Source organism: Alteribacillus sp. HJP-4, assembly GCF_042139015.1.
Lineage (GTDB): Bacteria > Bacillota > Bacilli > Bacillales > Marinococcaceae > JBHIKY01.
The window spans coordinates 1-13,321 of record NZ_JBHIKY010000024.1 but is presented as its reverse complement, the minus strand read 5'-3'; the positions used below and the strand labels follow the sequence as shown (position 1 = coordinate 13,321).

At 44.0% G+C, this 13,321-nt stretch carries 12 protein-coding genes; 7 read left to right on the top strand and 5 right to left on the bottom strand.

All coding sequences use genetic code 11. The features are described 5' to 3' along the window. Positions 1-203 precede the first annotated feature (203 nt). From urtA to urtE, 5 genes are all read left to right on the top strand, one after another. The gene (gene urtA / locus ACE4RR_RS17330; RefSeq protein ID WP_375536702.1) at positions 204-1,538 is read left to right on the top strand and encodes an urea ABC transporter substrate-binding protein; all 1,335 of its coding nucleotides are present in this window, start codon (positions 204-206) and stop codon (positions 1,536-1,538) included. Between the two features lie 69 nt (positions 1,539-1,607). Then, on the top strand, positions 1,608-2,507 hold the full coding sequence (gene urtB, locus ACE4RR_RS17325; protein WP_375536701.1) for an urea ABC transporter permease subunit UrtB: 900 nt from the start codon (positions 1,608-1,610) through the stop codon (positions 2,505-2,507). 20 nt (positions 2,508-2,527) lie between these two features. Next, the gene (gene urtC, locus ACE4RR_RS17320) at positions 2,528-3,628 is read left to right on the top strand and encodes an urea ABC transporter permease subunit UrtC (RefSeq protein WP_375536700.1); all 1,101 of its coding nucleotides are present in this window, start codon (positions 2,528-2,530) and stop codon (positions 3,626-3,628) included. Continuing rightward, positions 3,570-4,379, top strand: coding sequence for an urea ABC transporter ATP-binding protein UrtD (gene urtD / locus ACE4RR_RS17315; RefSeq protein ID WP_375536699.1), 810 nt, complete (start codon positions 3,570-3,572; stop codon positions 4,377-4,379). The genes urtC and urtD overlap by 59 nt, the downstream gene beginning before the upstream one ends. Further along, positions 4,357-5,046, top strand: coding sequence for an urea ABC transporter ATP-binding subunit UrtE (urtE, locus tag ACE4RR_RS17310; RefSeq protein ID WP_375536698.1), 690 nt, complete (start codon positions 4,357-4,359; stop codon positions 5,044-5,046). Before urtD ends, urtE begins: the two co-directional genes overlap by 23 nt. A gap of 45 nt (positions 5,047-5,091) precedes the next feature. Here urtE and ACE4RR_RS17305 read toward each other — a convergent pair whose 3' ends face one another. From ACE4RR_RS17305 to ACE4RR_RS17285, 5 genes are all read right to left on the bottom strand, one after another. Continuing rightward, a complete protein-coding gene (locus tag ACE4RR_RS17305) occupies positions 5,092-6,273 on the bottom strand; it encodes an iron-containing alcohol dehydrogenase (RefSeq protein WP_375536697.1) in 1,182 nt (393 codons plus the stop codon). A 22-nt stretch (positions 6,274-6,295) separates the two neighbouring features. Next, positions 6,296-7,795: a sodium:solute symporter family protein gene (locus ACE4RR_RS17300; RefSeq protein ID WP_375536696.1), complete on the bottom strand. Its 1,500-nt coding sequence runs from the start codon at positions 7,793-7,795 to the stop codon at positions 6,296-6,298. 106 nt (positions 7,796-7,901) lie between these two features. Then, a complete protein-coding gene (locus ACE4RR_RS17295) occupies positions 7,902-8,390 on the bottom strand; it encodes a hypothetical protein (RefSeq protein ID WP_375536695.1) in 489 nt (162 codons plus the stop codon). A gap of 408 nt (positions 8,391-8,798) precedes the next feature. After that, positions 8,799-9,803: a LacI family DNA-binding transcriptional regulator gene (locus ACE4RR_RS17290; RefSeq protein ID WP_375536694.1), complete on the bottom strand. Its 1,005-nt coding sequence runs from the start codon at positions 9,801-9,803 to the stop codon at positions 8,799-8,801. A gap of 163 nt (positions 9,804-9,966) precedes the next feature. Further along, entirely contained in the window at positions 9,967-11,436 is a 1,470-nt protein-coding gene (locus tag ACE4RR_RS17285; RefSeq protein ID WP_375536693.1) for a flavin monoamine oxidase family protein, read from the bottom strand. Positions 11,437-11,656: 220 nt separating this feature from the next. Here ACE4RR_RS17285 and ACE4RR_RS17280 point away from each other — a divergent pair, with 220 nt between their 5' ends. Together ACE4RR_RS17280 and ACE4RR_RS17275 are read left to right on the top strand one after the other, a co-directional pair. Further along, entirely contained in the window at positions 11,657-12,643 is a 987-nt protein-coding gene (locus ACE4RR_RS17280) for an aldo/keto reductase (RefSeq protein ID WP_375536692.1), read from the top strand. Between the two features lie 534 nt (positions 12,644-13,177). Further along, positions 13,178-13,321, top strand: a 144-nt coding sequence (locus ACE4RR_RS17275; protein ID WP_375536746.1) for a transposase, incomplete at its 3' end; no start/stop codon positions are given.

Here is a 13,321-nt window from a genome sequence, read left to right as displayed (position 1 = left end):
ATATTTTCGATAGATAATCTAACATCCTTTCCTTGTAGACACTTGTCTTTCTATTATGAATTTCGTATAGAAATTTCAATAACATATAATAATGAAATTGTTCGAAAATTAGGTTTTATTAAGTCAGTAAATCTAACAGACATACTGAAACAATCCTCCTGGTGTGTTAGCTTAAATGACATACTTACTTTAGGGGGAAGCAAATGACATATTCATTCCGAAGATCTATCATTCATTCTATATCTGCAGCCGCGTGTGTGCTTTTTTTAAGCGCATGCTCGGAAGGGGCTGCTGATGAATCCGCTCCAGATACAGATTCCAGTACCGGAGCAACTGGAGCTGCCGAGGAGGAAGAAGGAACAGAGGGGGAAGTAGAATCTGAAGAAGTAGAAGTAGACGAAGAAGAACAAATTCCAGTAGGAATTCTTCATTCCTTAAGCGGAACGATGGCAATGAGTGAAACCTCCGTACGGGATGCAGAACTCCTGGCGATTGAAGAAATAAATGAAGCCGGAGGGGTACTCGGTAAAGAACTTGTTCCGATTGTAGAAGACGGAGCCTCCGATGAACCGACCTTTTCGGAAAAAGCATCCAAGCTCCTGCAGCAGGATGATGTACCTGTCATTTTCGGCGGCTGGACATCATCAAGCCGGAAAGCGATGCTGCCGGTTGTCGAGGATAATAATGGCCTGCTTTTCTATCCCGTACAGTATGAAGGGATGGAATCATCTCCTAATATTTTTTATGCGGGTGCTGCTCCTAACCAGCAGATAGTCCCGGCAGTAGACTGGCTCCTGGAGAACAAAGGCGATGATTTTTTCCTGTTGGGTTCTGATTATGTGTTTCCACGCCTTGCCAATCAGGTGATCTCTTCCCAGTTGGATGATGAAGGCGGCACCGTTGTCGACGAGGAGTACACTCCGCTCGGCCATACTGATTTCAATACAATTATTTCAAAAATTAAAAGTGAAGAACCAGAGGTTATTTTCAACACATTAAATGGGGACAGTAATGTGGCATTTTTTAAACAGCTCTCAGATGCAGGTCTTACTTCCGAGGATGTAACGGTAATGTCGGTGAGTGTTGCGGAAGAAGAAGTCCGCGGTATAGGGGCTGATGTATCGGCAGGTCATTATGCCAGCTGGAACTATTACCAGAGCACCGACACCCCAGAAAATGAAGAATTTGTTTCCTCTTTTAAGGAGGCATATGGAGATGACCGGGTAACTGGAGACCCGATTGAAGCCGGCTACTTTATGGTTCACCTTTGGGCAAAGGCCGTCGAGGAAGCTGGGAGCACAGACGTGGAGGCGGTTAAGGAAGCTGCAGACGGTATTTCCATGGATGCCCCTGGAGGTCCGGTTGAGATTGACGGTGATAACCAGCATGTCTCCAAGACCGTTCGTATTGGGGAAATTCAGGAAGATGGGCAGTTCGAAGAAGTCTGGGACTCCGGCGAACCGATCGAGCCGGATCCATATTTAGACGCGTATGACTGGGCGACAGGATTAAGTGAAATCGTAGAAGAAGAATCGTAGCATCTATGGGAGAGATGTCTTAGATTTTCTGAGGCATCTCTGTCTTATTTCCAAAAGGAGCGATTGCATGTGGACATTTTGATTTTGCAATTATTTAACGGGGCAAGCCTTGGGTCAATTTTATTATTAATTGCTCTCGGACTCGCCATTACCTTCGGATTAATGAATGTAATTAATATGGCTCACGGCGAGCTGATTATGATCGGCGCTTACGCTACCTATGTCGTTCAGAACATTTTCGCTGCTCATTTCCCAGCCTTATTTGACTGGTATTTTCTTATTGCACTCCCTGTAGCCTTTCTTGTTGCTGCCGGAGTCGGGATGCTGCTGGAATTCACAGTCATCCGGCATTTGTACGGGAGACCTCTCGACAGTCTGCTTGCCACTTTTGGAGCCGGGCTGATCCTTCAGCAAAGTGCCCGAATGATTTTCGGCGCTTCAAATGTAGGTGTCTCCAGTCCATCCTTCTTATCTGGTGGATTATCTATTTTCGGAGTGACCCTTCCGAATACCCGCCTGTTTATTTTAGCGCTGGTGACCCTTTGTGCTCTCGCTTTGTTCTTTTACTTTTTCAAAACTTCGAACGGACGCCGTATTAGGGCCGTCATGCAAAATCGTAACATGGCCTCCTGCGTCGGTATTTCCACTAGAAAAGTAGACACAGTGACCTTTGCTATCGGTTCAGGGTTTGCAGGAATTGCCGGAATGGCACTGACACTCATCGGCCCGATCGGACCTTCTATCGGCATGCATTATATTATTGATGCCTTTATGGTAGTTGTTGTTGGTGGAGTCGGCATGCTTTCAGGCACCATTCTGGGAGCTCTCGGTATCGGAGTCTTTAATACTGTATTTGAATATTGGACCGATGCTTCTCTAGGTAAGGTTCTTATATTCGGTTTGATTATACTGTTCCTGCAATGGCGCCCTAACGGTCTATTTTCTTTAAATACAAGGGCACTGGATTAACATCATCAGGAGGTGAACTTATGTCATCTGCACTTAAACGTATTGCAGGCTCTCAGAAAAACATTTTCATTATTATGTTTCTCGTATTGCTGATACTGCCTCTTTTTTTATCAGATTTTCATACCAATCTGCTCGGGCGTTATTTATCTTTCGCGATACTTGTCATTGGCCTTAACCTGCTTTGGGGATATGCCGGCGTACTGAGTCTCGGTCACGGTATCTTCTTCGGGATCGGCGCCTATGTCATGGCCATGTATGTCACGATGGAGTCCTCCGGCGGCGGCCTGCCTGATTTTATGGTGTGGAACGGAGTTACGGAGCTTCCTTTTATCTGGAGCATTCTTTCCTCTCCGTTTGCAGCCGTCCCGCTCGGCATACTCTTTCCAATGGCACTCGCTTTTCTGATAGGATTTTTTACATTCCGCAACCGTATCAGAGGTGTTTATTTCACCATTCTCACTCAGGCCCTGGTCATCGTTACTGTAACTCTGATTGTCAGCCAGCAGAATGTAACGGGCGGATCCAACGGACTTACCGGCTTTCGCACAGTGTTTGGATTTTCTTTAGCAAGTCCGTTTACAGTAACAATCCTTTATTTTGTGACACTTGCATTTCTGGGACTCATCTTCTGGTTAAGCTGCCGTCTAGTGAACAGCCGATTCGGAAATGTCTTAGTCGCCATTCGCGATGGAGAAAACCGGCTCCGCTTTTCAGGGTATAACACAGCGTACTACAAAATATTTATTTTCACTCTGTCAGCGGGAATCGCCGGACTTGCTGGTATGCTGTTTGTGCTTCAAGTAGGCATCATTTCACCATCTATGATTGATATCGTTCCTTCCATCGAGATGATTTTATGGGTGGCTATCGGCGGACGCGGCACTCTGTTAGGACCAATTTTCGGCGCGTTGCTTGCAAATTCTGGGAAAACCTTCTTTAGCCAGACCTATCCTGATTTCTGGTTATTCTTGATTGGGGCAGTCTTCATTATTGTCGTGGTGTTTCTTCCCGGAGGTTTAATGTCCATCGGTACAAAAATAAAACAGAAATGGGGCAGATCACATGTCAGAGCCAAAGACGAAGAAACAGGAGAAGAAGACAAAAAGAATACTGCAGTGTGAAGACGTTCTCGTCAAATTCGGTGAATTCAAAGCGCTCGACCGCTTCTCTTTTTCCGTAAAAGAGCGGGAGGTTCATTTTCTTATCGGTCCAAATGGTGCGGGAAAAACGACGTTTCTGGATGTACTCTGCGGCCTCACAAAAATGGCAGATGGACAAGCTGTCTTCAACGGTACCCACCATTTAAAACGAATGAAGGAATTCGAAATCGCAAGAAATGGAATCGGCCGAAAGTTTCAAACTCCTTCTGTGTTCCCTAATTTAAGTGTCTATCAAAATCTTGAGATTTCGATGAATCAAAAGAAAAGTGTATTTTCGATGCTGCTGGCCCGTCTCACCTCAACAGACCGGGAAAAAATTGAAGGGCAGCTCCAGACGATTGGACTGAAGGATCAGCAGCACATCAAGGCTAGTTTCCTTTCTCACGGTCAGAAGCAATGGCTCGAAATCGGCATGGTTATGATGCAGGAGCCGGAACTGCTGCTGCTCGATGAGCCGATTGCAGGTATGACCGAAGAAGAAGAGGAAACTACCGGTAAGCTGCTTCACACGTTAAAAGAAAGCTGTTCCATCATCGTGGTTGAGCATGATATGGACTTCGTCCGCAAATACGCAGAACGAGTTACAGTTATGCACGAAGGCAGACTATTGTCAGAGGGAAGCATGGAGGAGGTACAGAAAAATAAGCAGGTCAGAGAGGTTTATCTTGGAAAAACAAAGGAGGAAAAAAATGCTGCAACTTCATCAGCTTGACGCAGGCTATGGAGAAAGCCTTGTTCTCAAAGATATCTCGCTTCATGTTAAAAATGGCAAAGTAGTCTGCATTCTTGGACGGAACGGCGTTGGAAAATCTACGCTTATTAAAACTATCATTGGTGTACTGAAGACCTCGAATGGAGAAATTGTATATGATGAAAAAGACGTCACCCGCTCCGCTCCTTTTGTCCGGGCAAAAAAAGGAATGGGCTACGTCCCACAGGGCAGAGAAATATTCTCTAACCTTACTGTATATGAAAATTTAATTCTTGGGTTTGAAGCAGGAAAAAAACGCAGCAGCGATGTGCTCGCCCGAATTTATAAATACTTTCCGATTTTAAAGGAGATGAAAAATAGGAATGGAGGCGATCTGAGCGGAGGCCAGCAGCAGCAGCTCGCGATCGGCCGGGCGCTCGTCGCTGAACCAGCCCTGTTATTGCTTGATGAGCCTGCCGAAGGCATCCAGCCCAACATCGTCCAGGACATTCAGGACGTAATTTTAAATATAAAGGAAACTACGGATACTTCGATGATTCTCGTGGAGCAGAACATTTCCTTTGCCAGAGAAGTGGGAGATTACTTTTACGTCATGGACCGGGGCAGAATTGTGTTTGAAGGTCCGGAAATTATTGAAAAAGAAGTGAATCGTTATTTGAGTATATAATTCATCAAAATGTGCCTGAGAAACATTACTCAGGCACATGTTACTTTATTTCTCTCCAAGCACCAGCTCTCCAAAATAAGCGGCTTTATATCTATCCCGTATATCCTCAAGTGAATATGGTTTCGGGCTTCTCGCTAACAGCCGTGTCTGTTTCAGCCCGTTTTCAGCGAGCTTGTCGATATCCTCTTCCGAAATTCCGAATTTATCGAGCGTCATCGGAATTCCAACCTCCTGGACTAAGTTTTTCAGTTCTTTGACTGCGGCAAGAGAGGCGTCTCTCTTGTTCATATTTTCTGTCAAGACTCCTAATGCATCCGCCATTAACACCATTTTGTCCATGCAGGACGGCCAGATATAATCAAAAATATAAGGCAGGAGCACGGCATTAGATTCACCGTGCGGGATTTTAAATAATCCTCCAAGCGGATAGGCGAGGGCGTGAACTCCGGAGACGCCTGCGTTATAGAAGCTCATTCCAGCGATGGTGCTTCCCCATGACATATTTTTTCTCGCTTCACGGTCTGAACCATTCCAGACAGCGACACGGATGCTTGAAGAGATTTTTTTGATCGCTTCCAGCGCAAGTGCATCAGTCAATGGTGTTGCATTCACGGAAACAAGCGCTTCCACGGCATGAGTGAGAGCGTCTACCCCTGTTGAGGCCGTAATTTTTGGTGGAAGTGTATAGGTCAGTTCAGGATCTACAATGGCTGCATCTGCCAAAAGATATTCGTGTGTTATTACGTCTTTTGTGTCTTCCAGGGAGAAGACGGCAATATCTGTTATTTCTGCCCCTGTACCTGATGTTGTAGGAATGAGTATTTTAGGCAGCCCTTTATTTGTCAGCGCTTTAGTACCCGTTAGATTTAAATAGTCCTGGATGGACCCTTCGTTTTCAGCCAGCACCGCCGCAGCTTTTGCTATATCCAATGAACTGCCCCCACCGATTCCGATGACAAGATCAGCGTTAAAATCTTTCAGCGCCTGCAATGCATTCTCTCCTACCTGCAGCGGCGGCTCCGGCTGCAGATCTGAATATATCTGATAGTCCAGACCGGCACTGTGCAGCTGTGTTTCAAGTTTTTCCACGACCCCTGCTTTTATTACTCCCGGATCGGCAAAAACCATAATTTTTTTAGCTCCAAAATTGTTCATTACTTCCGTCACTTCATTGATTGCACCTTCCCCGGATACTATTTTTAACGGGGTTACAAAGCTCTTGTACATGCATAGCACTCCTTACCTTGATTTAATGATTAACTGTTTTTTTTCCGGTCATATTTATATTTTTTTCAAAGGTTGCCAGCGACACGACATACATGACTATCATACTTACCGATACCCCGATTCCGGCTGCGCCAAAAGGGTTGGAAAAATTAAATCCAAACGGCAGGTATACAACCCAATAGGTGACGGTGCCGAGTATTAGAGATGCAAGTGCCGCTGTTTTTGTTGCTTTGTTCCACAATGCCCCTACGACAAGCGGCCCGGCTGCAGCTGACATTATACCGCCGATTCCGATCCACATAAACACTGATAAATATTGAGGTGGTGTCCAGGCAAAAAAGACAGCCGCAATAATAACCACAAATGTACTGTACCTGCTGATCAGCAGTTCATTCCGCTCAGCTTTGGCTTTTGGCGTTTTCAGGACCGGTACAAGCGTTTTCCGATACAAGTCATTAGCAAGAAGCTGCGTCAGGGAAACCACCAGACCGTCGGATGTAGACATAACGGCAGAAAGCACAGCAACAGAGAAAAAGGCTGCCACTGCAGGCGGAAAGATTTCGCTGAATAATACAGGGATAATCTGATCAGGCACGATATCGGCACCGCTTCCGACAACAGCCAGTCCGAGCATTCCGCCGAGAGCCATAAGCGGTAAAATTGTCGCAAATATAGTGCAGTACATAATAAGTTTCTTCATGTCTTTTCCTGATTTCACCGCCATGAATTTGTTGCCGAGGTGCGGCAGTACGGCAAATGGCAGATGGGCGATAAATAACAAGGCCACCAGCCAGAAGGCGCCGTAAGTGTTATCACCAGGGAGGAACAGCTGGTTAAACCCACCCTGCGGATTTTCATTATCTATCACTGACATCATGTCAGCAAAGCCTCCATTCACGCCGGCACTTCCAATAAAACAAAAAAAGACAACAACAGCAGTAATGACCATTAACGTTCCCTGGATGGCGTCAGTCATAATGTCAGAGTGAGAGCCGCCCATAAACACATAAATAGAAAGCACAACGGCTGTGATGATAAGTCCAATTTCATAATCGACACCCATCATCGTCTGAAACATGGTGGCCGCTGCAACAAATTGGGAGACAACGTAGAAAATAAGCAAGATAGAAATGATCGTTAAAGCAATTCGCAGGAAATTACTATTGTAACGTTCTCCAATGAACTCAGGAATCGTTCTTGTGCCAAATTGATCACCGTACCTTTTGATGACTTTCGCAACGAACACCATTCCGATCACCGTGGCAATTGGGTATAGTAATGGGTACCATAAGCTTGGTGTTCCGATATCATAAGCAAGTCCCGGCATGCCCATGAAGGTCGATCCACTTGATATACCTGCTGCAATAACCAGTGCAATCGTCAATGGGCCATAGCTGGAGCGGGCCGTAGCAAATGAATCAGAAGATGTTGTTTTTTTCATGCCGGCCCAGCCCATCACAAGCATTAATAAAATAAAAAATCCCATAAAGATCCACGAATACGTAACAATGGAGCTGTTCATTGTTCTCCCTCCTCTTCATTGTCATCCAGAAGCCTTGTTTTCCATAATACCGCGGCCATTGCAGCCCACGTACTAATAATGAAAACTGCCATTATGACAAGAAAGTTCATGTCTGCTCCACCCTTTCTTTTATAAATTGAAAAACCTCTGGAAATTTCTCAACACGATCTGAAGTATTGGAGGCTGGTTCGTATAAATACGTTTTCGATTTCGATGAAAATCTACTTTGCTTGTAATAGATCTGGTACGACATATACATCCTACGGCTGTGCATGAGATTGATTTCCGGCACGCTCCAGGAGCGTGCTTGATGAAGGTAATAGCGGCGCAGCGTTTCAAAGGCGTCATCAATACAAACCGATATGTCCAAATGCGCATTCATGATGTGAGCTGGCTCTACCTCCTTGTCCACTAACGAAGGTAAAGAATCTGACCTGCTGCTGCCCCCTCTCACTCTGTCTGTCATCATAATAACTTTCTCTTCACGCTGGCCAAAAATGGACCGGTATTTAACAAGCCATTGCGTCACACAATGCGGGTAATAAATCGACTCTTCCGTTTCCTGAAGTGTATTTTCAAAGATTGAAATATTCATCGCTTTATTCCTGCCCTTCATATTTAATACTGATCATTTTCAGCGCCTGCTTCAAATTATTCGTTGAAAACTCCTGCATTCAAGCCGAAACGGCTGTTATCAACGCCGCCTCTTCGCTGCGGTTTTTTAAAATACCAGCAGATTTTAACAGAATAGCAGCTCGTTGATTTTATGTTAGCGCTTTCATTTTTGAGAAAGCATGCTGTGCTTCTTCGATCGCCTCTGTCATGTCTGAACTTGGGCCCTCCGCGACTTCAGCAAGCTTCTCCTCCGTGTGTGGATGAAACAGGGAATACGTGTTAGCGATCCCCTTTTCTTTTCCTTAAGAAAATAATCCTTTGGGTATCGTGTTCTCCTTTATGTGCTTTTCAATACGTATTCAAGAAGTTTCAAAAGAAAAACGCCACCTTAGTCAGCGAACTTTTTAGTCGTTTTTCTCTGATAAAGAACAGGATCAAGTGTTATTTGCACCGGTTCTCCGGAATTTGATCCTTCCTCAATCCGGTTAATTAAATGTTCAATGCCAAGCCGGCCAAGGTTATTTTCAGTGTGCTGTCCTATGGTAGTAAGCTCAAAAGAATGATGCCTTGCCATTCGTACATTGTCCATTCCACAAATACTAATGTCCTCAGGAATGCTGTAGCCCAGTTCCATTAGTGCATCAATGACAAATATAGCAATCGCATCTGTCGCTGCGAAAACCGCCGTAGGTTTATTTTTCCTCCCCATCATCAATAATGTTGCTTCTCTTACTGCCTCTTCACTCGTATCGGTTTCCCGGATCAAAGAATCATCTATTTCATGTAATCTTTTATTGATTTCCTCTGTGAACCCGCTGCAGCGACCGAAGAATGTCGAAGTATATAGTGGACCACCGATAAAGCCAATGCGGCGGTGGCCGAGATTCAATAAATGATCTGCTGCCAATGCACCAGCCTTCACATTATCTATTTCCACAAAGCTGCCACCATCTTGATGCTTTCGATTGAACATCATAAAAGGCAGATTCATGGAAGTAAGATCCTTGAAGATAGGGTCATCCATGAAAATGGAGGATAATATAATTCCATCCACCTGCTGTGATAGAACTGTTTCGTAGACCGACATGTTGTCCCCATAATTTTCAAAAAAAACAATTGTCTTATAGCCCTTCTCATTAGCATAATTAACAATTGATGTTGTCGTCTCTACAAAAAATGGGTTATGCAGTGGTCCGGATATTAAAGCGATTGTTTTTGTCTTTTTACTTACAAGTGATCTGGCAATAGAATTCGGCCGGTAATTTAATTCCTTCATGGCAGCCGTCACTTTTTCTAAATTGGAACGGCTTACATTTTTCGGTTCATTTAACACCCGCGACACTGTGGACTGAGACACTCCCGCGCGTTTTGCAACATCCTTTGAAGATACCATGGCTGCTCCTTTAGATTTGAATACGTATTCACAAACTATAGACATTATATTAATTAACGTCTCTATCGTTGTCAAGTAATCTATTAGTTTTATTAGCCTTACTGAAAAATTTAACTCCCTGATTCATTCCATTACCATTAACAGAGTTATATTTTATAAATAATCAAGCTCTTCTATTGATTTCGTATGCTGTGCGGATACCAGACTCGATAGCTCCTTCAATCCATCCATGAAAAGATGAAGTGTGCTCTCCTGCAAAGTGAATTCTCCCTTCCGGCTGACGAATAATTTCGGAAAAATGTTTCCCCTGCCCTGGTGTAAAGAGCGTAAAACATCCCGCCGAATAAGGATTGAGACTCCAGTTAAAGGACGCTCCCTGCATGTATTCATTATAAACGATATCACCATACACTTTTGCCAGATCTCCCAGTATTTCAGAAATCATTTCTTTCGGAGGCAGGCTCGACCAGATGGCGGCGTCCCTGCCCCACGTATAACTAGCGAGCAGAACACCCGGTCCGTCGGCGCCCCTGCGACGACTGGGAACGTAAGTGAACCTGGAGGGAAGGTCAGTAATTGCATTTCCGACCTTGTTCTTTTCCCAGAAACGCTGTCTAAATTCCAATCCTATTTTAACAGCTGAAATATTCGTAAGCTCTCGAATTATCTGCCACTTCTTAAATGAAATTGAATGATAAGGAAGGACCTCAATAAACTGAAAGACTGTGAAAGGAATCGTGACAATAGCATAGTCTCCTTCATAATGCTGCCTTTCTCCAGTAATCGGATTCACTGTCTGCAAAACAACACTATTCCTTGTCTGGTAAATACTTTTCACCTTTTGATTGAATCGAACTTCCTGCTGAAGCTCACTCAAGAACGAATACGGTAATTGATCATTACCCCCGGTGATCTCTAAAAATTTAACTGTTTCACTGAATATCGGATAAATAATGTCAGTGAGAATATCGACGAATGAAAACTCTGGAAACCCTTCGATTCCAAGCATGACACCTATGCTTCGAATCGCGTTCAATGAAAGCGGCGGCCCCAGCGGGTTAAATCGCAGAAATTCTTCCATTGAATATTCGGCATACTCTTCTTCAAGTTTTTTCTTTTCTTCAGGAGAACTATTTTTATAAAGATCAATAAATGGCTGAGTCGCTTCAAGAAACAGCTCCGTGGCAGTTTTTCCTTTTTCATTTTCCTCTACCGGGAAATTCAAGATATCAGGGCTTTTCTCATAGAGTTTTCTTGTCGTTAATACATTATTAACAAAAATCAAATCCTCAGGGGACGTATTATTAAATTCATTTACGGGTAAACGAAATCTCTTAATATATTCAAGCACTAACGCATGATTATCTGGAATTCTCATCGCTCCGGCTTCCATATAATTTCCTGGCGTGAATGGATGCCTCAGAGTATAAATTCTTCCACCAATTCGATGATTTCCTTCTAGCACGGTTACATGATGGCCAGCCTGTTTAAGTAATGATGCTGCTACAAGACCAGCTATCCCGCCCCCTATAATAAGAACACTTTTCGGTCTACCCGCTTTATTTAATCCATTTCTTATAATAGAAAGCATCTCTTCCGGATAACTCAATGTTGTGGCCCTTGTACCTTCCATCACCGCACCACCTCTCTTTTAAACGATATGTGGAAAAAAATTGATTATGTGACGGCTCTGATACTCTATTCTGATTACGGTGGATCCGTGGACAGATGTTTAGGTTTCCTGATTATCGGATACAGAAAGAAGATGCAGCATGTCTTTATATGGGAATTAAGTATGAAGTTTATTTAAAAAAACTGGAATCGTATTACTTGTAAGAGGAGGATGTATCCGAATGATAAATTTGAAGCAGGATGGAAAGCTTGGCTTTGGAACAGCACCATTAGGAAATATGTTCCGGAATATTTCAGAAGAGGAAGCACATGCCACAGTAGATGCAGCTTGGGAACATGGGATCCGCTACTTTGATACTGCCCCGTTCTATGGAGCTGGACTTGCGGAACTTCGGCTAGGAGAAGCATTATCAAAGCATAATCGTGATGATTACGTATTGAGCACCAAAGTTGGAAGGGTGGTTTTAGAAGAAACGGAAGAAAAGCAGGGACTGTTCGAGTTCGGCCGAAAAAACAAAGTGATTGATGATTACAGTGCAGAGGGTACTCGTAAATCAATTGCTCAAAGCTTAGAACGCCTTCAGACGGATAGTCTGGATTTTGTTTATGTTCATGACATTTCCCCGGATTTTCACGGTGATGAATGGCTGTCGAAATTTGAAGAAGCCAGAACGGGAGCATTCCGTGTATTGACAGAGCTTCGTAACAAAGGTGTCATTAAATCCTGGGGGTTAGGTGTAAATCGGACCGAACCAATTGAACTGGCATTAGAATTAGAAGAAACAAAACCGGATATCTGCCTGCAGGCCACCAGATATACACTGTTAAACCATGACCACGCTCTGCAGCGGTTAATGCCTTCCGCAGAAGAAAAAGGCGTCGGCATTGTCGTGGGCGCTCCTTTTGGTTCAGGTATTATAGCCGGAGGCTCTCACTATGAGTATCAAGAAGCACCGTCTGAAATTATTTCAAGAGTAGATCGCATGAAGGAAATTGCAGAACGCCACCAGATCAGCCTTATTGCAGCTGCCCTTCAATTTTCAGCATCTCACCCGGCAGTCACAGCCGTTATCCAGGGAGCCAGCCGCCCGAAGCGAATTCAAGATAATCTAAACGCCTTGAAGGCCGAAATACCTGACAGCTTCTGGCATGAATTAAGAGAACAAAAGCTGGTTTCATCGAAAGCACCTCTGCCGATCAAAGAGTAAATTCGTAACAGCTATGTCAGTACTTTTCAAAGTATCAGCAAGTGACTATCATTGAAAAACAACCAGGGGGCTGTATCATAAATGATACTCGCCCCTTTTTGCATGGTAAAAAAAGCAGTGGACAAGTCCTTCGCTTTCCGTGGACAGCGCTTCAGCTAACCGGGCGAAACCCACGCCCGGCGGATCTTCAGCCACTGCTCTTCCCACTGGAATCTTCGGACTTGTCCTCTGCTATCTTCTATTTAGGATACTACTTTTTCTATAAAAAGGGGCTTTTGCTACAGCCCCCTGGTTTTAATTAATTTGAGGGGGGCGGATGCGGACAGGAGATCCGTTTTTCCTTTAAAAGGAGCTATTTTGAGAAAATAGCGGAATTAGTGTCCGGATAGTGTGGCCGTGGAAGGCTAAGTTCCCAAAAAATGCGAGGCGTTATCTCATTATTTTTAGTACCGATTATTACTAAAAGAAAAAGCCCTTGATGGGTGCTGCACCCCAAAAGTTAGAGTAAAAAACTAACTTTTGGGGTGTTTTTATATGGCTAAATATAGTGATGATTTTAAATTTAACGTGGTGAAAGAGTATCTAGAAGGTTCGTTGGGGTATAGGTTGTTGGCAAAAAAACACAATATACCGAATAAACAACAAGTAAGAAAATGGGTAAAGGCATACAAGAATCTT